Source organism: Sulfurovum zhangzhouensis (genome assembly GCF_030347965.1).
Classification (GTDB): Bacteria; Campylobacterota; Campylobacteria; order Campylobacterales; family Sulfurovaceae; genus Sulfurovum; species Sulfurovum zhangzhouensis.
This window is the reverse complement of record NZ_JAQIBD010000001.1, coordinates 664162-685281: the sequence shown is the minus strand read 5'-3', so window position 1 is coordinate 685281 and position 21120 is coordinate 664162. Positions and strand designations below refer to the sequence as shown.

24 protein-coding genes are annotated in these 21120 nt (G+C 39.6%); 15 read left to right on the top strand and 9 right to left on the bottom strand.

Annotated features, from left to right (window positions below; translation table 11 throughout):
- The 4 genes from galE to PGH07_RS03645 are packed head-to-tail and all read right to left on the bottom strand — an operon-like array spanning window position 1 to window position 4321.
- Entirely contained in the window at window positions 1–1014 is a 1014-nt protein-coding gene (gene galE, locus PGH07_RS03660; RefSeq protein ID WP_289412612.1) for a UDP-glucose 4-epimerase GalE, read from the bottom strand.
- 29 nt (window positions 1015–1043) lie between these two features.
- Entirely contained in the window at window positions 1044–1607 is a 564-nt protein-coding gene (locus PGH07_RS03655; RefSeq protein ID WP_289412611.1) for a YfaZ family outer membrane protein, read from the bottom strand.
- A gap of 56 nt (window positions 1608–1663) precedes the next feature.
- On the bottom strand, window positions 1664–1903 hold the full coding sequence (gene ccoS / locus PGH07_RS03650; RefSeq protein WP_289412609.1) for a cbb3-type cytochrome oxidase assembly protein CcoS: 240 nt from the start codon (window positions 1901–1903) through the stop codon (window positions 1664–1666).
- A complete protein-coding gene (locus tag PGH07_RS03645) occupies window positions 1904–4321 on the bottom strand; it encodes a heavy metal translocating P-type ATPase (protein WP_289412607.1) in 2418 nt (805 codons plus the stop codon).
- A gap of 58 nt (window positions 4322–4379) precedes the next feature.
- Between PGH07_RS03645 and PGH07_RS03640 the strand changes: the two genes are divergently transcribed.
- The 7 genes from PGH07_RS03640 to PGH07_RS03610 all read left to right on the top strand — a co-directional run bounded on the left by PGH07_RS03640 (window position 4380) and on the right by PGH07_RS03610 (window position 9192).
- Entirely contained in the window at window positions 4380–4769 is a 390-nt protein-coding gene (locus PGH07_RS03640) for a hypothetical protein (protein ID WP_289412606.1), read from the top strand.
- 107 nt (window positions 4770–4876) lie between these two features.
- Window positions 4877–6223 (top strand): transcription termination factor Rho, encoded by a 1347-nt coding sequence (rho, locus tag PGH07_RS03635; RefSeq protein WP_289412604.1) that lies wholly within the window; start codon window positions 4877–4879, stop codon window positions 6221–6223.
- A 1-nt stretch (window position 6224) separates the two neighbouring features.
- Window positions 6225–6353 (top strand): hypothetical protein, encoded by a 129-nt coding sequence (locus tag PGH07_RS03630; RefSeq protein ID WP_289412603.1) that lies wholly within the window; start codon window positions 6225–6227, stop codon window positions 6351–6353.
- A gap of 2 nt (window positions 6354–6355) precedes the next feature.
- Window positions 6356–7099: a glutamate racemase gene (gene murI / locus PGH07_RS03625; protein ID WP_289412602.1), complete on the top strand. Its 744-nt coding sequence runs from the start codon at window positions 6356–6358 to the stop codon at window positions 7097–7099.
- A 271-nt stretch (window positions 7100–7370) separates the two neighbouring features.
- Window positions 7371–7991, top strand: a complete 621-nt coding sequence (locus tag PGH07_RS03620) for a rhodanese-like domain-containing protein (RefSeq protein ID WP_289412601.1) — start codon at window positions 7371–7373, stop codon at window positions 7989–7991.
- A complete protein-coding gene (locus PGH07_RS03615; protein ID WP_289412599.1) occupies window positions 7991–8608 on the top strand; it encodes a rhodanese-like domain-containing protein in 618 nt (205 codons plus the stop codon). The genes PGH07_RS03620 and PGH07_RS03615 overlap by 1 nt, the downstream gene beginning before the upstream one ends.
- Before the next feature lie 11 nt (window positions 8609–8619).
- Complete coding sequence (locus PGH07_RS03610) at window positions 8620–9192, top strand: hypothetical protein (protein ID WP_289412596.1); 573 nt, start codon at window positions 8620–8622, stop codon at window positions 9190–9192.
- Window positions 9193–9195: 3 nt separating this feature from the next.
- Here the strand turns inward: PGH07_RS03610 and trpS are convergent, their stop codons facing one another.
- The 3 genes from trpS to PGH07_RS03595 form a co-directional block, all read right to left on the bottom strand.
- Window positions 9196–10155, bottom strand: a complete 960-nt coding sequence (gene trpS / locus PGH07_RS03605) for a tryptophan--tRNA ligase (RefSeq protein ID WP_289412594.1) — start codon at window positions 10153–10155, stop codon at window positions 9196–9198.
- Between the two features lie 130 nt (window positions 10156–10285).
- Window positions 10286–11686, bottom strand: coding sequence for a ribosome biogenesis GTPase Der (gene der, locus PGH07_RS03600; RefSeq protein ID WP_289412593.1), 1401 nt, complete (start codon window positions 11684–11686; stop codon window positions 10286–10288).
- 110 nt (window positions 11687–11796) lie between these two features.
- Window positions 11797–12975, bottom strand: coding sequence for a mechanosensitive ion channel family protein (locus tag PGH07_RS03595; protein ID WP_289412592.1), 1179 nt, complete (start codon window positions 12973–12975; stop codon window positions 11797–11799).
- Between the two features lie 75 nt (window positions 12976–13050).
- Between PGH07_RS03595 and PGH07_RS03590 the strand changes: the two genes are divergently transcribed.
- Entirely contained in the window at window positions 13051–13788 is a 738-nt protein-coding gene (locus tag PGH07_RS03590) for a DUF3108 domain-containing protein (protein WP_289412591.1), read from the top strand.
- A gap of 105 nt (window positions 13789–13893) precedes the next feature.
- Here the strand turns inward: PGH07_RS03590 and PGH07_RS03585 are convergent, their stop codons facing one another.
- Both PGH07_RS03585 and PGH07_RS03580 read right to left on the bottom strand, forming a co-directional pair.
- A complete protein-coding gene (locus PGH07_RS03585) occupies window positions 13894–14148 on the bottom strand; it encodes a hypothetical protein (RefSeq protein ID WP_289412590.1) in 255 nt (84 codons plus the stop codon).
- Between the two features lie 77 nt (window positions 14149–14225).
- Window positions 14226–14477 carry a hypothetical protein gene (locus PGH07_RS03580; RefSeq protein WP_289412589.1) on the bottom strand — a complete coding sequence of 84 codons (252 nt, stop codon included), beginning with the start codon at window positions 14475–14477 and terminating at the stop codon, window positions 14226–14228.
- 418 nt (window positions 14478–14895) lie between these two features.
- On the opposite strand from PGH07_RS03580, the gene ppk2 reads away from it, so the two are divergent.
- The 7 genes from ppk2 (at window position 14896) to PGH07_RS03545 (ending at window position 21098) form a co-directional block, all read left to right on the top strand.
- A complete protein-coding gene (gene ppk2, locus PGH07_RS03575) occupies window positions 14896–15765 on the top strand; it encodes a polyphosphate kinase 2 (RefSeq protein ID WP_289412587.1) in 870 nt (289 codons plus the stop codon).
- 60 nt (window positions 15766–15825) lie between these two features.
- Window positions 15826–16722, top strand: coding sequence for a DMT family transporter (locus tag PGH07_RS03570; protein WP_289412585.1), 897 nt, complete (start codon window positions 15826–15828; stop codon window positions 16720–16722).
- A 115-nt stretch (window positions 16723–16837) separates the two neighbouring features.
- Window positions 16838–17638, top strand: coding sequence for a 3-deoxy-8-phosphooctulonate synthase (gene kdsA, locus PGH07_RS03565; RefSeq protein ID WP_289412583.1), 801 nt, complete (start codon window positions 16838–16840; stop codon window positions 17636–17638).
- Window positions 17639–17711: 73 nt separating this feature from the next.
- Entirely contained in the window at window positions 17712–18182 is a 471-nt protein-coding gene (ribH, locus tag PGH07_RS03560) for a 6,7-dimethyl-8-ribityllumazine synthase (RefSeq protein WP_289412581.1), read from the top strand.
- A gap of 123 nt (window positions 18183–18305) precedes the next feature.
- A complete protein-coding gene (nusB, locus tag PGH07_RS03555) occupies window positions 18306–18698 on the top strand; it encodes a transcription antitermination factor NusB (protein ID WP_289412579.1) in 393 nt (130 codons plus the stop codon).
- A 1-nt stretch (window position 18699) separates the two neighbouring features.
- Complete coding sequence (locus PGH07_RS03550; protein WP_434481296.1) at window positions 18700–19764, top strand: dehypoxanthine futalosine cyclase; 1065 nt, start codon at window positions 18700–18702, stop codon at window positions 19762–19764.
- Between the two features lie 35 nt (window positions 19765–19799).
- Window positions 19800–21098 (top strand): M16 family metallopeptidase, encoded by a 1299-nt coding sequence (locus PGH07_RS03545; RefSeq protein WP_289412576.1) that lies wholly within the window; start codon window positions 19800–19802, stop codon window positions 21096–21098.
- Window positions 21099–21120: the final 22 nt, after the last annotated feature.

Below are 21120 nucleotides of genomic sequence, written 5' to 3'. Positions count from 1 at the left end.
TTATCCTTCATATCCGTTGGGGTTTTGTGATTGCCATCGCCAGCTATCTGTACACATTGCCTTAATGTCTTTGGTCGCTTCCCAATCTAAAACCACTTTTGCATAACTTGGGTCAGCAAAGCATTTTGCAATATCACCGCTCCGTCTTGGTGCAATACGGTAAGGCACTTTCTTCCCGGATGCACTTTCGAACGCTTTGACCATATCAAGTACTGAGTATCCTTGTCCCGTACCAAGGTTCACAGCCAGAACTTCACTGATACTGTCGATCTTCTCCAAGGCTTTGAGATGCCCATTTGCCAGGTCAACTACATGAATATAGTCTCTCACACCTGTACCATCATGTGTATCGTAATCATCTCCAAATACGGAGAGATACTCTCTTTTTCCTACGGCTACCTGAGAGATAAAAGGCATAAGGTTGTTGGGTATACCGTTTGGATCTTCACCGATCAAGCCTGATTCGTGTGCACCAACGGGGTTAAAATACCTTAGCAGTATCACTTTCCATGCGTTATCTGAGGTGTATAGATCACGAAGAATCTCTTCTATAAAGAGTTTGCTTCTCCCATAAGGGTTGGTTGCCTGTAGCGGAAAATCCTCTTTGATCGGTGTAATATGAGGGTCTCCATAGACTGTAGCTGAAGAACTGAATACAATCGATTTGCATCCGTATGATGCCATCACGTCACACAAAACTGTTGTTCCATGAACATTGTTGTCATAATATTTAAGCGGTTGTTCTACAGACTCTCCGACAGCTTTAAGTCCGGCAAAATGAATCACTGCATCTATCTGGTAGGTATCAAAAACTTGACTGAGGTCTTTTTTATGGCGGATATCACCTTGGATAAAAGAGATCTCTTTACCGGTGATCTTTTCGACACGGGTAATGCTCTCTTTGGATGCATTGGAAAGATTATCAAACACAACGACATCATAATCTGCATTTAAAAGCTCTACACAAGTATGAGATCCGATATATCCTGCACCGCCGGTGATTAAAATCGCCATTAAGTACCCCCTTTCTACCAATTCTTCATTTAAAAACTGAGTTTCAATCCGCCATAAAAGCTGTCATTGAATGTATGATCAGATGCTTTATAATCTGTATCTATATTTCTGTACCCTGTAAAGATATGGATATTTGAAACGATTTCCATATCTAGTTGTGTACGAAATTCAGAGTATCCATCTGCTTCATTAAAGCTCAGTACTGAAGGTGCATATGCTAAACTCATTTCAACTTTTGTCGTAGGAATTGCATCAGTCAGAGGCAAAGTATAAGCCCCTCTCACTAAAAGCGGGACAGCTACAAATTGATCAGCAAACACTGTTTTGATACCCAATCCGACAGTCAGTCCATAGACTCCTTGAAGCTGATTTTCTCCTGAGAGACCAATACCCAAAAGATTATCACCATCAGTGTGTAAATAGTTCGCATCAAGTGTATAGGTTGTACCATCGGCATATCCGATAACATCATTGAAATTAATTGATGTTTGTAACTCAACATCCTCGTTGTTGATATTTAGAGCAACAGAGTTTTGCGCTGTAAGCAAACCGCTCATTAGAATTGTACTGAGTAATATTTTTTTAAGATGCATAATGACTCCTTTAATATTTATTCATATAATACCATACCTTCGATTAGTGCATTCAATCAATCAGGTGGCATATAAGCTTTTTCTTCATTTTTTTTCTTCTCTTGATGCTTCATTTTTTTCTCTTCCATCATGGCTGCATCCCTAAGTGCATCTTCTCCGTCAAATCGTGCACCATCGATAAACTTGGACTGATCATCAAACTGTCCGGTCTTGATACCCCATAGCAATCCGATAAGCCCTAAAGCCCCTAGCAAAGTAGAGACGCCGATCATCAATATGACAATATTTTCTGACACTTACTTATCCTTTTTGAATTTTAAAGTTCTAATACGCATAGAATTGCCGACAACGACCAATGAACTTAAACTCATTGAAAGTGCAGCAACCAGTGGATTGACAAAGCCTGCGACTGCAAGCGGTACGGCTATGACATTATACAACAGTGAGAAACCCAGGTTCTCTTTGACTGCCTGATAGGTACGTCTGGAGAGTTTATAGGATTCATACAGGCTGTATGGATTCTCATCCAGTAACACCACATCACTCACTGAAATAGCAACATCAGCACCATTTCCCATTGCAATAGCAATATCCGAAGAGGAGAGTGCAATCGTATCATTGATCCCATCTCCTGCCATCACGACAATTTCACCTTCATCATGAAATCTGTCGATCATTTTAGCCTTTTCATCAGGTAAAAGTTTGGCATAGAATTCGGTAATACCTACGGAGTCTGCTACTCTCTTGGCACTCTGTTCATTATCCCCTGTAAGCATGACAACCCTGATCCCCATCTCTTGTATCATTTCAATTGCTTCTGCAGCACCTTCTCTTGTGGTATCACTCAGTTCATAGCGTACTGCAAGTTTGTTATCGATTGCAAAGTAGAAGAGTGTATATTCACTTTGCTCATCTACAGTTATGCCTGCAGATTGCATAAAGGAGGCATTCCCTCCGATGAGCTTTTGACCTTGATAGCTTGCTTCAACTCCCTTTGCCTGTATCGTTTTGATATCTTGAAGTTGATAACTTTGAAGGATTTCATGCTGTGATTCAAGGTGCGCAAGTATCCCTTTTGAAACTGGATGGTTTGAAGTGTTGACAAGAGAATAGAGGAGATTATAATCAAATGCTTCAAGTGTCATCTCTTTTTGAACTGAAGGTTTACCTTCTGTGATAGTCCCGGTTTTATCAAGTGCAAGCAGTTTGCTTTTGGCCATTGTTTCAAGAAATGTTGCCTCTTTGAAAAGGATATTTCTTTTAGCTGACATAGAGATACCGACAAGTGATGCCATAGGTGTAGCAAGCCCAAGAGCACAAGGACATGCTATGACAATGACAGAAATTCCTATGATCAGTGCATTTTCAAAGCTTCCGGAGTAGAAGAACCATCCTGCAAAAGTAAGTAGTGCAATGATAAGGATCACATTTGAAAAATACCCTGAGATGGTATTGGCAAGCTGTTCTATCCGTGGTTTTTTGGTGATGGATTCCTCCAGGAGATTCACAATAGAGGTCAGTAGAGAGCTTGATGCATCTTTTTTGGCTTCATACTGTAGTGTAGAGTCAAGACAGATTGAACCACTGAGGATCTCATCTCCTTGTTCTTTATAAACCGGTTCGTTCTCCCCGGTGAGTGAACTCTCGTCAAAAGAGGCAGCTCCCTGGGTGAGGGTACCGTCGATGACTACTTTCTCTCCCGGTTTAAGTTCTATAATGTCCCCTATAATAATGTTCTCTACACTAACCAGTGATTTAACACCGTTTTGGATAGTAGTAACTTCGGTAGGCGTACTCCCTATAATATGATCAAGCGTATCAACAGCATGTTTTTTACTGAGAACTTCCAGGTATTTCCCTACCAGTACAAAAGTAATGATCATAGTCACTGAATCGAAGTAAACCTCACCCTGTTGGGAGACCATGGCATAAATAGAATAGATATAGGCTGAAAGTGCACCTGAGGCAACCAAGGTATCCATATTGACCGTTTTATTTTTGTAGCCGTAGTAGGCTCCTCTGAAAAATATCCATCCGGAGTAGAAAAGTACAGGTGTAGCCAGGATGAACTCAGCCACATTGAGAATATCTTTAAAAGATTGCTGTATCCCTCCGAAGTACCCTGCATAGTGTGCTACAGCCAGCCACATGATATTCATAGAACCAAAGATAGCTACAAGGATACGCATATAATAGCTTTTTCGTGTTTTTACTGCACGTTCTTCTTGTAACTTTGGATCATAAGGGTAGGCATTGTATCCGATAGAACGGATCGTTTCTATGATTTTAGAGAGCTTTACTTCTTCAGGGTCCCAGACGACCTTCGCTTTGTTATTGGTATAGTTGATGATGGCTTCCATAACGCCATCAAGCTTGTGTAGTACTTTTTCGTTCAACCATACACATGCAGAGCAGTGTATCCCCTCGATGATAAGATTGATCTCATGTAATCCGTCATCATGTATCTTGACATAACGTTTTTCAAATCCTTCAAGATCAAATTTTTCCAGATCTTCTTCTTGCGGTGTTGCAGGCTGAAGTGTCGTATTTCCCAGTTTCTCGTAAAAACTGTCAAGCCCTTCGCTTTCAAGTAGGTGGTAAACGCCCTGACACCCTTTACAGCAAAAATGCAGTGTCTGACCCTTATACTCTTCATTGATCATCACATTTTCATCAAAGGTAAGGTTACAGTGGGTACAGGTACAGTCTGCCAAGTCAAAGTCCTCTGGTTAAGTTCACATGAATTTTATCGAAATAAGTGTAAAATCCCACATGGAAACAGCACTTTTATTTACTTTTATTCTTTTGGGAGCAGAACTTTTTGAAGCTTATATCCAAAGGGCACCTACACTTTTAGGCATCTTGGAACGGCTAAATGTCTACTATCAAAAGTCTATATTCTTATTTTTTGCAGTACATCCGGGATTTTATTTTGTACTATTTGTGGTCATAGCAACAGATATATTGAATGTCAGCATGATATTTTTAATAGCCATGAAAGTATTTGATATTTTTTACAAACTGGAGCTTCTTAAAAAGGTTTTTAAAGAGCGTGTTGTCTCAAAAGAACTTGCGCAGATGATGATGTGGCGTATCCCTTCTTGGTATTTTTTACTTGGACCGATGATTTATCCGCCTTTGTTACTTTATGCCTTAACTTAAATTTTAGTTTAAAAGGTTTATAATACGCTAACTACATAGTTTTAGATGACTATTAACCAATACACAAATCTTCTAAGAATAATTTCCAATAACACTCAAGAGGACACATGAGCGACAATCAAAAATCTTCTGGCAATACCAACGCCAAAGCACCAAAAAGCAAAAAAACTACCAATAGAACACATGTACCTGTAAAAGGGCATAAAGTAGAAGAACTCCAAAAGCTGCCTTTAGCAGAGCTTGTAGAGATCGCAAAAGAGGTCCAGGTTGAAAACCCGAACGAGTATCAAAGAAAAGACCTTATTTTTGAGATTCTTAAATCGCAAGTAAGCCAGGGAGGATTTATCCTATTTACAGGTATTCTTGAGATTTTGCCTGATGGGTATGGATTCTTGCGTTCAGAAGATGGCAACTTTGCCAACTCCAGTAACGATACCTATGTAAGCAGTACACAGATCAAGCGTTTTGCCCTTAGAAACGGGGATATCGTTACCGGTCAGGTACGTGCACCTAAAGAACAAGAAAAGTATAATGCTCTACTTAAGATCGAAGCAATCAACTACCTTGCTCCTGAACAGTCAAAACAAAGACCGCTTTTTGATAACCTTACACCGCTTTATGCTGCTGAACAACTGAAACTTGAGTACAATCCGGTGAAGATGACAGGTAGAGTACTTGACCTCTTTACGCCTATTGGAAAAGGACAGAGAGCTTTGATCGTAGCACCGCCTCGTACAGGTAAAACAGAACTTCTTAAAGAACTTGCACACGGTATCACTTATAACAATCCGGATGCGACACTTATGGTACTGTTGGTTGATGAGAGACCAGAAGAGGTAACCGATATGCAGCGTTCAGTAAAGGGAGAAGTTTATAGTTCAACATTTGACCTGCCTGCACAAAATCATGTGAGAACAGCGGAAATGGTAATTGAAAAAGCCAAAAGACGTGTTGAAATGGGTAAAGATGTAATTATCCTGCTAGACTCTATCACTAGACTTGCACGTGCATATAACACAGTTACACCAAGTTCGGGAAAAGTCCTTTCCGGTGGGGTTGATGCGAACGCACTTCATAAACCGAAACGTTTCTTCGGTGCAGCCAGAAATATTGAAGAGGGCGGTTCACTTACAATTATTGCTACGGCACTTATTGAGACAGGAAGCCGTATGGATGAGGTGATCTTTGAAGAGTTCAAAGGTACTGGTAACTCTGAAGTAGTACTCAGCCGTCATGTTTCTGAGCGTCGTATCTATCCTGCGATCGATGTTACCAAATCAGGAACACGTAAAGAGGAGCTTCTTGTAAGCCCTGAAACACTCCAGAAAGTTTGGGCACTTAGAACTGCAATGCAGAACATGGAAGAGGTAGAAGGATTGAAATTCCTTTACTCTAAAATGCTCAAGACCAAATCTAATGAAGAGTTCCTCTCTTTAATGAACGAGGGTGCGTAAGATGTTAAAAGCTCTGGCTTTTTCTGAGGTTAAAACCGAAGCTTCAGTAAGAAGAATTGAAAGGGAGCTTGTGCAAGTGTGGGCAAAATTTGTTTCGCAAATTGTACGCTTCTTTTCAAGGAGAGCTTAATTATGAAAGTAGGGGTATTTGACTCTGGTGCCGGAGGGCTGAGTGTTGTCAAATCACTGCTAAAACATAACCTTTTTGAAGAGATCATCTATTATGGGGACACGGCACGTGTTCCGTATGGTCCTAAAGATTCCAATACGGTAATCCGATATTCGCTGGAAGCATTGGAATTTTTCAACAATTTTGATATCGATCTTCTTATCACTGCTTGTAATACTGTAAGTGCACATGCAATCAATGAAATGCAGGCAAAAGCAGCGTATCCCGTGGTTGGTGTAATAGAACCGGGAATAAAAGCACTTCAAAACAGCCAATCTGATAAAGATGCACCGATCCTTATTATCGGAACAAGAGCCACGATTAACTCCAACCGTTATCAAAATGCCTTAGAAACACTTGGTTACAGTAACCTCACGGCAATGCAAACAGGGCTTTTTGTATCCATGGTAGAAGAGGGTATCTTTGAAGGGCCTTTATTGTATGAGACTATGGATCATTACTTCAAAGAGATAGAAACACCACAAGTGATCATTCTTGGATGTACACACTTTCCTTTGATCTCCAAAGCAATCAAAAATTACTTTCATGATCAACCTACTTTGATACATTCAGGTGAAGCTATTGTCGAGTATCTTGAAGAGACACATGGTATCAAAGAAAACGTTAATGAGACGAAACTCAGTATCTATGCCTCAGATAATGTAGAAGGCTTACGTACGATAGCCAACATGTGGCTGAATGATTAACCCTACAGTCAATAAAATTTATCCATAAATATAAATTATTAACTATTTTAATAATTATAAAATATAATTAATTATATGCTAGAATGACAATTCACGATTATAGTGTATAGAGGGGTAAAGTGGATAGTTTTAAAGCTGGGGAGAGCTTTTTAATTTTCCAAATCTTAGAGATATATAAAATATCTGTTTGTCAGACTATTTATAAATTTATTTCCATTACTTCTTTATATCTCTGTAATCAAAGCAAAAAAGAAAAATTCAGGAGTTAAGTATGAAGTTAAGCTACCTTGTCCCGGCTTTATTTGCTTCAAGTCTAATACAGGCTAATGAGGTTGAAATTATTAAAGGTGTTCCTTTTGTACAGATAGAGTCAAATGGAAAAACCTATAAAATAGAACGGGAACAAAAACCCGACAGTTACCTTACTAATACATTTGCACTAACCTCAAGACCTTCACCACCGTTTTTCATAGAACCTTTTAAAGTTAGTGAAGAAGTGGAAACATATGGAGAATTGGAAGTATTGGATTTTTTAGAACACAAAAGAGGTCTTTTTATTGATGCCCGGTTGGAAAACTGGTATGAAAAAAGTGCCATTCCAGGTTCGGTGAATATCCCGTTTAAACTTTTTTTGACAAACAGTCCAGAAAGAGACAAAGTGCTTACTGAACTTGGCGGATTAAAAAAAGGAGCAGGTGTTTGGGATTTTGCTAACGCCAAGACTATTTTACTTTATTGTAACGGTGCATGGTGCGGGCAATCACCTACAGCGATCAATGCACTCTCTGAGATAGGTTATCCGGAAGAAAAAATGAAATATTATAGAGGCGGTATGCAGGCATGGCAACTCTTGGGATTAACTACAATTGTACCTGCACAGGAGGCAAAATAATGAAATTTAGATTACTATTGGCAGTATTAACAGCAGCAGTTACACTCTATGCAGGGCAGTATGATAAAGTAAAGATCACACCTGATATGTCTTATGTATATATCTATCATAAAGGTAAAGCGGTGAAGGTTCACCGTATACAGGATACAAAGCATAAACTTACCGGTGAATATGCTAAAACTTACAGACCTGGACAATATATACAACCTATCAATCTTAAAAATGGTGTACAAACGATCGGAGAGGTTGAGGTACTCAAGTTCATGAAAGCGAAGGTCAATGAGCAACAAGGTATGCTTATTGATGTAAGAGATAGAGAGCATTACAAAAAAGAGTCTATCCCATCAGCAGTAAACATCCCTGCCAAAATAAGACAAAATGACATTGCTATGAATAAGATCTTTAAATCTTTGGGTATGGAGCAACGCGATGACGGGTCATGGGACGCGAGCAGAGCAATGGATTTAGTGATCTATTGTGACGGTATATGGTGTAAAAAGTCTACAGAAATGATAGGAACTCTTCTTGATAGAGGGTATCCTGCTGAAAAGATTTCATATTATCGCGGTGGTTTCCAGATGTGGAAAATCCTAGGTTTTACAACAGTAAGAAACTAGAAAGGTCAATCATGAAAAATCTACTAGAAAATTTCGCTGTCGCACTGGTTATACTTCTCTCCTTGGGCATTCTGGGATTGGTTATAAAATATAATATGATCTCAAATGATGAGGATATAGAAACAAAGTATGCACCAGAAATTATACAATCTCTACAAAGTCAAAATACTACAACTGAAAAGAAAACAAGCTATCTTGATACATTAGAAGAATATGAAGATGTCGATGTAAAAGTTGATTCTACAGAAGAAGAATCTAATGAGAATATAGCAGTAGTTAGAGTTGAAACCAAAAAAGAAGGTGTAGTTCAGACTATCGGTAGTGCAGTACAAAACGTTGAGAAAAAAGAGAATTATATCTCCAATCTGGAAGGGTATGAAGAGAAAGATGTGAAATTAAATCCGAAAAAAGAAGTTTCTGATCTTAATGTTGCATCAGAAGAAGATAGCACAGCAGGTGAAGAGGATGAAAATGATGAGAGTATGGTTGGACCTGCACAAGCGGGAGAACCCAACTCAGACCCTTTGAGTGATATCGTTAATGATATAGACTCAATTATCGATGCTTCAGAAGAGCAGAAGTAGGACTTAGAGTCCTATTGCTGCTTTGACTTTTTCCATCTTAGCTGAAGCGATTGCAGAAGCTTTTTTCGCACCTTGAGCGAGAATATCCTCTACCTCATCCATATGGTTGAGGTAGTACTCTCTTTTCTCTCTGGCTTCACCTAGCTCTTCCCAGATCAGTTCTTTGAGATATTTTTTGAAGTGACCATATCCCTCTTTACCGCTTTTATAGCGCGCTTGAAGTTCGAGTTTCTCTTCGTCATTTAAGAAGAGTGAAGCTAAGGCATAGACATTGTCACCTTCATATTCAAGCGGTTCACCTAGTGGAGTAGAAGAAGAGACGATCTTGTTACATCTTTTCTGCAGTGATTTCTCATCCATGAACAGATCGATAGCATTGTTGTAACTCTTACTCATCTTTTGGCCGTCAATTCCAGGGATCGTTGCAACATCTTCCTGTACCAAGTGATCAGGGAGTGTAAGGATCTCTCCATATTCGTTGTTAAACTTGATCGCGATATCACGTGTCATCTCAACATGCTGGATCTGGTCTTTGCCAACAGGTACTTTCTCTGTATCAAGGATCAGAATATCAGCTGCCATGAGTACAGGATAGCTGAAAAGTGCATGGCTGGCCGGGATCCCCTTTGCAACCTTGTCTTTGTATGAGTGTGCACGTTCGAGTAGTCCCATCGGGGTGAATTTGGAGAGTATCCAGTAAAGTTCAAGTACTTCAGGCATATGGCTTTGGATCCAGAACGTAGTTTTGTTCGGATCTATACCGATCGAGAGGTAGTCTACAGCCGCATCAATGGTATATTGTCTTAGAGTATCAGCATCTTTGGAAGAGGTCAAAGAGTGGTAGTTGGCAATAAATGTAAAGAGCTCATGATGTTCTTGAAGTTCTACCATTGGTTTCATTGCTCCAAAGTAATTTCCCAAGTGAAGTTTACCTGAAGCCTGGATTCCTGTAAGTACACGCATTGCAATATCCTAAAATTTTTATGAGATTATAGCAGGTGAGCGCTTTAGGCTTTTACTAGAAATGCAGTCTTATATGGAGGGAGAATAGGTTTTATCATGAAGAGCAAGCATATTTACATGCTCTTTTGTATTATTCATCTATCTTTCGTTCTCCGCGTTTTCGTGTCTCCAGATCCAGAGGTACTCCCTCGAAGTCAAATTTGCTTCTTATATAGTTAGCCAGATAGCGTTTATAGCTAAAATGCAGGAAGTTAGGGTGGTTGACAATAAGCGCGATCTTTGGTGGTTTGGTCTCATACTGTGTAGCAAACTTGATCTTGACCACTGCTCCGTGATGTGAAGGGATATGGTGACGGCTGATAGCTTCACGCAGTACATCATTGAGCTTAGAAGTCGGAATACGCTGCTTATAACGCTCATAGATTGCAACGATCTGGTCAAGTATTTTGTGTACACGCTGTCCTGTTTTTGCAGAAACGGTAATGATCGGTGCGTAGTGGAGGAACTTGAGCTCATCACGGATATCATCTATTGCTTCTTCATAACTTTTTTCTTCACGAACATCCCACTTGTTGATAACAATGAGTGAACCGAGTTTAAACTTTTCGATCAAACCGGCAATTCTCTCATCGAGTTCAGTTACGCCTACCGTAGCATCGATCAAAAGTAGTGCGATGTCTGCTTTTTCCAGCATTTCTTCGGTACGATCAAGTGCATATTTCTCAATGCCTAGGATTTTACCCCGTCTTCTGATTCCCGCTGTATCAACAAAGGTGATTTTATAATCATTGTGTTCGATAGATTCATCGACAGGATCGATAGTGGTTCCTGCAACATCAGAGACGATAGTACGCTCTTCGCCTACCAGTGCATTAAGAAGAGAGCTTTTCCCTGTATTGACACGTCCGATCAGTGCAACTTTGATATCTCTATCTTCTTCCTCTTCCTCTTGTTCGTCAAAATGGATCTCTTCTAGCATTTCTGCAAATGGGTCAACCTCTTCTTCAAGTTCCAGTTCACCTTCTTCTTCACGTGGAGGGATATACTCTTCAAGCCAGGCATAGAAGTCATTGAAGTAGCGATTGTGGCTTACCGAGAGAGGGAAGGTACGTTCTGCACCAAATTCCAGAAACTCCCAGTAACGTTCTTCTTCTTTTTCATTATCTATCTTATTGACTACGAGTGCCAGAGGTTTGTCTAGAGCCTGAAGTTGATAAAATAGTTCTCTATCTTCATCATCAGGAAGCATTTTCCCGTTTACCATATAGATAATAATATCTGCTTCTTTGGCAGCTCTGAGTGCATGCTCTGCAACTTTACTAAAGAGTTCTGAAGAGTAATCGATCCCGCCTGTATCAAGGATCTCAAAGTCACGGTTCCCAGAGATCGTGACCACACGTTTTTTTACATCTCTAGTGGTCCCCGACATATCGGAGGTAATTGCATCACGTTGTCTGGCAAGACGGTTGAATAGTGAGCTTTTACCTACATTAGGGCGTCCTATAATGGCTACTTTTTTTAGATCTGACATAAATATTCTTTCTTAGTGGTTTGTATCTGTTAAAAGTCAGGCTACGGCTCCTTATGAGCCATAGCAGAAGATAATTAATGTGATTATACCATATTATTGGTTTTAGAAAATCATGTTTGAGGCATACTCTCGACATAGATAGACTGAGAAGGGAATGCAAAGCTAGAGCCATGACTTTCAATGATTTTCATAATTTTTAAATTAATATCTTCTCTTATTTGTAAATAGTGTTCCCAGTTTGCAGTATTGGTAAAGGTATAAACAAAAATATTTAAAGAGGAGTCTCCGAATGATTCGAAATTGACAAGAAGCGTATCATTATGTGAAATGCCTTCATGTGTCTGCAGCATTGTTTTGATATCATTCACGATGTTAGTGATCTGTACGGTTGTGGTCGAATAGGTCAGACCGATAGTCATCTTGATACGTCTGATGCCTCTTCTTGAAAAATTTTCTATCGGGTTATTTGCTATGACATGATTGGGTACGGTGATAACTGATTTGCCAAAAGAGCGTATCTTGGTTGTACGCATCCCGATATCTTCAACGACTCCTTCAACGTTGTTGACAACGATCCATTCTCCTATTCGGATAGTCCGGTCTGCCAATAATGAGAAGGACCCAAAAAGGTTTGCAATGGTGTCTTTCGCTGCCAATGCAAAAGCCAGACCACCGATTCCTAGTGATGCGACAAGTGCTGTAACATTGATCCCCCAAACCTGCAGCATTGCTCCCAGACCAACGCCGGCAATGAGGATCTTTATGATCGCCAAAATGAAATTTCCCATCTCTTTGGAAAGATCTTTATTGAATTTTCCGGTAATATCGTATACTACACCTCTCATAGCTTCTGTGATTGAAAGAATTGCCCAGAATATCGCATAGATTACCAGTGTTTCCAGGATATGTTTGATCGTTTCTGTTTCTTTGAAAATCAGCGCGAAAAAAAGATGAAGACCGATTAGAACGAAGATGAAGCCTAAAGGACCTTTAAGTGCAGAGATAATCTTGTCATCATAATAGGTGGAAGTCTTTTTTGCAAGTTTTTGTAAAAATACTACAATGACACTACTAAAGAATCTACGCAATAAAAGAAAAAAGAAAAATACTACAATTGCCGCTATCAGGTTTGCATAGGGGATACCCCATATCGTATTGGACAATGATGGGAATGTCTCATAAACCGGTGCAAGAAACTTCTGTACTTCTGTAGGTACTCCAAGATCCAGCCCATCAATCACGTTGAGCACGATAGTCGCATTGTTTTCAATATTCTCGTTTACAGGCATTGCAAACTCCCTTTCTGATCTACTTTACGTTATTATATTGAATTAAGAATAAAATAGGCAAAGGGGCATGGTCACGTGAGGAAGTATTTACTGCTTAGTTTTTTTGTATGGATCTCTTGGCTTAACGCACAAGCGATAGATGTAAAGTATCAAGTGAAATTTGGGATATTGGGAGAACTGGGAGTTTCTCATGCTCATTTGGAAACAAATGGGGATAATTATAAAATATCCATCAATGCACATGCAACAGGGATGGCTAAGACACTCAGCCGCAATAGAAAAGAGACACATATCTCTGAAGGCTTTATCAAAAACGGGCAATACTATACAAAACGATATAGCATTCAAGTAGAACACGGAGAACAAAAAAAAGAAAAGGTTTATACCGTTGATTATGCAAAAAAGATCGTCACAAAAATTAGCAAAAAATATAAAAAAGGCAAATTGGTTTCCCAGTCAAACCAAACGTTGGATTTTTTCAGCACCAATGATCTTTTAACACTCTATTTTAATTTACCGGCACTGATCGATGGAAATGCCAAACCAGGTACTTATACTTTCAATGCAATAGGTGCAGAAAGACAGAAAGGGAAAGTAGAGATTTATTTGCCAAAGTCCGATGAGCTTAAAAAGTATGAGAACGCTTTAGGTAAAGGAGAGTACCGTTATCTCACGGCAATCATTTATCAGAAGATATTTTCTAGTAACAAAGGTGAGTTGATGATCGCTATCGGTAAAGACGGAATCACACAAAAAGCAGTGTTGAAAGATCTTGTGATGTTTGGCGATCTCAGGGCAGAGCGTGTAAAATAAGCTCAATCAGTTTTTTAACTCATAAGAAGGTAATAGAAGCAAAGCTCCTATTACTACGTAACCATTTGGTTCTCTTCAGCAGAGAGCTTACGTGACTAGTCACGTTTATTGTGCTTGTAGTACAAAGTCAATTACTTTTTTATCACTCATTTCACAAGGTTTCAACATACCGCCTTTCATAGTAGGGTAGTAATTGCCGCTGACGATGTCATTGCCTCCAAGTTCTTCGGCATAGACCTTTATCAGTTTTCCCTCCAGCAGGGTCTCTTTACGGAGCAGATAGCGTTTGTTTTTGTAAAATATATCGTTGGCACCATTGGGAAGGGCTAAAAGTCTGGTATAAAATTCTGTTTCATTCATAAGTGTTATTATGCATGAATTCGTTGAAATGAAGTTGGTAAAGAGCTAAAAGATTTAGCTCTTTAAAGTAAAAATGATTAATCTACCCACTGAGGTTTATGATGGTTTTTTTCATTATAGGAAAATGAATCGTCATACTCATCATCTTCATCATCAAACCAACCAAATATATCATCAGTAAAGATCCTCATATATCCCATATCTTCAAGCATCTCATCGAGCTGAGAGAAACTTGCATTTGTCTTTTTATAATGCGATATAATCGCTTGGATATCTTCGGTTTCAACGCCGTTTGTCTTTAGGGTAAATTCCATATCTTTTATTGTCATAGTGCTCCCCTAGCTACAGCTTCATTTTTAATGAAGTTGTTTGAGAGTACCGTGTAAGAGTGAATCGTTTTCACTTAGGTGATGCCTCCACATCAACATCTTTTATTTAGATATTCTTGATATCTGATTCTCTGGGTACGTATCTGTATGACCGTCCAACATAAACCTAACTTATACAGAAAATTATACTCTGAAAAATGGATTTTGTAGCTAAAAAATTGATAAAATTTTTCAAGCTCTATATTAAGGAGATTTAAACTAAGATTTCAAATAGTCAATACGTCCAATTTAAGAGTGTAAACGGATGTTATAATATGAGTTGAGGTATGGGATATACCGTCTTTTTAACTTTATACGTATTAGACTTGGAGGTGGGGGAGTTAGCCCCAAATTTAAGAGGTTGGAATAGGGATAGAATATGCAGGAAAATGAGCTTGAAATACTACGTGAACGTATTAGTATTTTAGAGAAAGAAAACCAAGAGTTAAAAGAGAGATCGTCAGAAGCTATTAAAGTTGTTGATCAGATCAAAGAGCTAGAGTATTATCAAGCAGAAATGATCAAGCTGCAGCAGCATATTGAAAAACACCGTAAAAAGCTGATCATAGTGTTTGAAGGCAGGGATGCAGCAGGAAAAGGAAGTCTAATCGGAACGGTGTCTCGTTATATGAACCCGAAGCATTATCGTATTGTAGCACTGGGGAAGCCTACTACTGAGCAGAAGACACAATGGTATTATCAAAAATATGTAGAGCATTTTCCATCTGGAGGTGAGATCATTCTTTTTGACCGTAGTTGGTATAACCGTGCCATGGTTGAACCGGTATTTGGTTTTTGTACAAATGAAGAGTATAAGTGGTTCATGAAGGATGTTACAGGTTTTGAGAGATCTGTGAGCAGACAGGGAGTGATCCTCATAAAACTCTATCTTAGTGTAAAGAAGTCTGTACAGGCTCAACGTTTTGAACAAAGAAGAGTTGATCCACTGAGACAATGGAAGCTAAGTGAAGTGGATCTTCAGGCACAAGAGCTTTGGGATGAGTTCAGTAAAATGAAATACAAGATGTTCCAGAAGACAGATCATAAGGATGCACCATGGTATGTGATCCGTTCAAATGACAAACACAAGGCAAGAATTGAAGCTATGAAGCTGATATTGAATCATTTTGACTATGAAAATAGAAGTAAAACACTTAGTTTTACCTATCAACCAGGCATCATTGTCTCGTTGGAAGATGAAATGAAGATGATGAGAAACAACAGACCTGATCTTTTCGGAACAGTCTAACGCTTATAGAGATATCTTATAAAGATATGCTACACTTCCGAAAATTTTAAAAGGTCAACAGTGAAAAAGTATCTTTTAGGTATCGATCGGGGTATTTTGTATATGATCATTGCCTCACTCTCATTTGCAGTGATGGGTGGTTTTGCTAAAGTGGTCAGTGAGATACTCCCTCCTGTGGAAGTTACTTTTTTTCGTAACGTGTTTGGCGTTATACTTGTTGGGTATGCGATCTACAAATCACCGCTTAAACAGATAGGCGGTAAACCTCTACTGCTTTTGTTTCGAGGGGTGATGGGATTTACCGCACTCTTGGCCTATTTTTATATCATTGCTTATATTCCGCTGGGAGAAGCAGTCACTTACAATAAAACCTCACCGATCTTCGTAGCAATTTTTGCTTTTTTGTTTTTGGGAGAAAAGCTTCCTAGTTCTGCAATTTTTGCCGTACTGCTAGGGTTTATCGGAATCTTGCTGATTGCTCAGCCTGAAGGCGGGGTATTTGATAAGTATGACGTGCTTGGTATCTTCTCCGGGCTCGGTGCAGCATTGGCATATACCTCTATCCGTGAGCTCAGGCAATACTATGATACCAGGGCAATTGTAATGAGCTTTATGGGCGTAGGAACAGTTGCCCCGTTACTTCTGATGCTTGTAACTCCCTATGTGAATCCGCCTGAAGAACTGGATTTTATGTTTGCAATTTATGTCATGCCTGAGGGAGTTATCTGGTTTTATATCCTTATGATGGGGCTTTCTGCAACTTTTTCACAGATTTTGATGACCAAAGCGTATGAACACACCAAAGCAGGAATTGTCGGTACGATCAGCTATACCAATATCGTATTTGCACTTATCATCGGTATTGCTCTTGGGGATCCTATACCTGATATTTGGACCTTTTTGGGTATACTATTAGTGATTACTTCAGGGCTTATCGTAGCTCTGGCTAAAAAATAGTTTATATGATTCTGTAGCTTCCGAAAGAACAAGTGAATGGCACTTTTTAGTATAGGAAGTTGAAGGGATCGTAAATGGATTTTTCCCTTTTATATTAACAAAGACAGGAGATAAAATGATTATGATCGCAGGGCCATGTGTCCTTGAAAGCCGCGACAATGTGATGAGGATTGCTGAGTCACTCAGAAAATATCACGAAGATTGTACAAAAGATTTTTACTTTAAAGCGAGTTTTGATAAAGCAAACCGTACCAGCCTTGACAGCTTTAGAGGGCCTGGGCTTGATGAAGGGTTGAAGCTGCTCGCTGAGGTGAAAGAACAGTTCGGTTACAAGATACTCACTGATGTTCATGATTATACTCAGCCTGCTGCAGCTGCTGAGGTGGCGGATGTACTTCAAATTCCTGCCTTTTTATGTCGTCAGACAGACTTGCTTGTCGCAGCAGCAAAAACCGATGCAGTAGTCAATATCAAAAAAGGACAGTTCCTTGCTCCTCAAGCTATGGTACACTCTGTTGCTAAAGTCCTTAAAACCAGAGGGTTTGATGGTGAAGTAAGTTACGAAAATGCAGAGAAATATAAAGTTTGGCTCACAGAACGCGGTTCAACATTCGGTTACGGTAACTTGGTTGTAGATATGCGTGGACTTGTGACGATGAGAGATTTTGCTCCTGTGATCTTTGATGCAACCCATTCAGTACAATCACCTGCAAGCGGTGGTGTGACAAGCGGTGGTGACAGCGCAATGGTGCCTTATCTTTCACGTGCAGCAGCAGCGGTAGGAGTAGACGGATTCTTCTTTGAAACACATTTTGATCCAAGTATTGCACTTAGTGATGGGCCAAATATGATTGAGCTTACTAAACTAGAGGCATTGATGGCTCAGATTGATGCGATACGCTCGATTGTAGAGTAAGTATCAAATGGCGTTAGGGTAGTTTTTGTTATAATCTGAAAATTTAAAACACAATTGTGAAAGGTAGATAAGTATGGCAGTAGTAGAAGGTCACTTAAGTGTAGATAGAAGTAAAAAAGTAGCGATCATCAATGCAAGATTTAACCATTTTATTACAGATAGACTGGTAGAAGGTGCTAAAGATGTATATGCTAGACATGGCGGAAACACTGATGATCTTGATTTGATCTTGGTTCCGGGTGCATTTGAGATCCCGTTTGCACTGGATAAAGCCCTGGCATCAGGCAAGTATGACGCCGTATGTTGTTTGGGTGCTGTGATCCGTGGAGCAACACCTCACTTTGATTATGTATCTGCTGAAGCAACAAAAGGTGTGGCGAATGTAACACTTAAATACGGTAAACCGGCTACATTTGGTGTACTTACGGTTGACAGTATCGAACAGGCAATTGAGAGAGCAGGTACAAAAGCTGGGAATAAAGGCGGTGAGGCAATGGCTAGTCTTATCGAGCTTATGAACCTTTACACTGAATTAGATAAATAAAAATATAAAATGACTAGTCGCATGAGGGTACTGCCGAAGATATTGTAGTGTATATCTTTAGTCGGGACTCTGCGTCAGCACAGCTTTTTGGACTCAGTTTAAAAAGCGTAAAGAAGGAATAAAATGGCAACAAGACACCAAGCGAGAGCGGCGGTAGTGGGTTTACTCTATGCGTATGATCTGGGTAATGAAAATATCGCTAAATTTTCTGATGAAATTCTTGAAGAAGATAAGATACGTAATAAGCAAAGAGAGTTCTCGAATGCTCTTTTTCACGGGACAGTAGAGAATCTTGATCTAATTGATACAGAGATTCAAAAGTACCTTAAAGAGTGGGATTTCGATGCAATCGGCAAGGTAGAAAAAGCGATTCTGCGTTTGGGTGCATATGAGATCCTTGTAGCAAAGACTGATAGGGCTATTATTATCAATGAAGCTGTTGAACTTGCTAAAGAGTTGGCAGATGACAAATCACCAAAGTTCATCAATGGGGTATTGGACGCTATAGGAAAGTAGTATGACAGCAAGTATGACCAAACGAATGAGTATTGAAGAAGCAATTGAGCTTATTGAAAAGGCAGACCTTAAAACATTGGGAAAGATGGCTTACGCACGTAAGCAGGAGCTGCATCCAAAGGGTGTGACTACTTTTGTAGTAGACCGTAATATCAACTACACCAATATCTGTTGGGTAGACTGTAAGTTCTGCGCTTTTTATACACATGAGAAAAAAGAGAATGCCTATATCCTCAGTTTTGATGAGATCGATCAAAAGATCGAAGAGTTGCTTGCTATCGGAGGTACCCAAATACTTTTTCAAGGCGGGGTTCACCCAAAACTTGAGATCGAGTGGTATGAGGATCTGGTAGAGCATATCCATAAAAAGTATCCTCAAGTGACCATTCACGGTTTCTCAGCTATTGAGATCGATTATATCGCCCGCCGTTCCAATATCTCTATCTCTGAAGTATTACGTCGTTTGAAAGAAAAAGGACTTAGTTCTATTCCCGGAGCAGGGGCAGAAATACTCAGTGACCGTGTACGTGATATTATTGCACCAAAGAAACTGGATAAAGATACTTGGCTTGAAGTACACAGAGAAGCGCATAAGCTCGGTATAAAATCCACAGCAACTATGATGTACGGAACAGTGGAAACCACTAGAGAGATTGTAGAACACTGGGATCTTATACGTCAGCTGCAAGAAGAAACAGGCGGTTTCAGAGCATTTATTATGTGGTCGTATCAAAGCGATAATACACAGCTCAAGCGTGAATTGCCTACAATTGAAAAGACGACCTCGAACCTTTATTTGCGTTATTTGGCGGTAGCCAGACTCTTTTTGGACAATTTTCCTAATATTCAAAGTTCCTGGGTTACCCAAGGCTCTTATATCGGTCAAATGGCACTGCTTTTTGGGGCGAATGATCTGGGATCAACAATGATGGAAGAGAATGTTGTATCGGCAGCTGGAGCAAAAAATCAGATGAACCAGGAAGAGATGATCAAATTGATCAAGGATGTAGGCGAAAATCCTGCTAAACGTAACACAGCGTACGAAATTTTGGAGAGATTTTATTAACAGTTCTCTCCAGACTCTCCATAAGGTTTTTTTGAATGAAACAAATCATTATATTATTAGTTTTACTGCAAGGAGTGTTGATGGCCTCGAGCATCAATGAAGTTAAGATAAAAGATAGCACAGTTCCTATCGTGTATGAGGGGGGTGATTATGTCCCTATTGTATCAATCCAATTTGTATTTACAGGAGCAGGACACCTGAGCAATACCAAAGACGGCATCGCCGATATGTCTGCAAAATTGCTTAATGAAGGGACAAGGAAAGACGGTTCGGTCGGTTTTGCTACGAAACTGGATGCACGTGCGGTAGATATCCATAGCAGTGTAGGGCGTGAGAGTTTTGTGATTGAAGTTTCTGCACTTAAAAGTGAGTTTGCTTACGCGATAGAGAGACTTAAAGAGCTACTCAAAGATCCGAACTATACTCAAGAAGCTTATGAGCAGATCGGGCGGCAGAAGATCGGTTGGCTCAATCAAAAGCGAAGTGATTTTGATTACATTTCTGCAACTGCTTTACGTGCAGAACTATTCAACGGTACTCCACTGGCAAGACCTTATGACGGAACGTTTGAAAGCATTGAAAGTATCACGCTACATGATCTTCAAACATTTATCCAAACGCATATCGGGTATAACAATTCCTGTGCGGTAGTGGGTGGGGATATCACTTTAGATGAAGCAAAGCTGTATACCCAGGAGGTTCTCAGTCTGCTTCCAAAAGTGGATACTAAAGAGATCAAGCCGCTTCAAGCCTCAGATAAACGAACCACTGTTTACAGTAATGAAGAGACGCAGCAAGCATATATCTATTTTGGTGCACCGTTTTACTACAGCTATAAAGAAAAGGACCAGTATAAAGCGAAAATCGCTGAGTACCTGCTTGGTGGTGGAGGATTTGGTACACGCATGATGGAGGAGATCCGTGTGAAACGTGGACTAACCTATGGTGTTTATGCTTCACTTAGACGTACGAAAAGCGTATCATATATGAGTGGATACCTGCAAACCAAACTTTCTACACAAGATGAGGCAATTAAGCTCATCCAGGAGGTAGTTGATACGTTTGTAGCTAAAGGAATTACTGAAGATGAGCTGGATAAAGCCAAAAAATTCCTTGTCGGAAGTGAGCCATTGCGTACAGAGACACTCTCTCAGAGGCTGAGCCGTGCTTATAACGAATTCTATTATGATAGGCCTTTAGGTTTCTCCAAAGAACAACTTAAGAAACTTGAGGCAGTAACATTGGAAGAGATAAATGAATTCATCACTTCGCATAAAGAACTTTCTAATATTACCTTCAGTGTTGTCACAAAAAAAGAAGAGACTAAAAAGTAAGATGTCAATTTGACATTTTTTC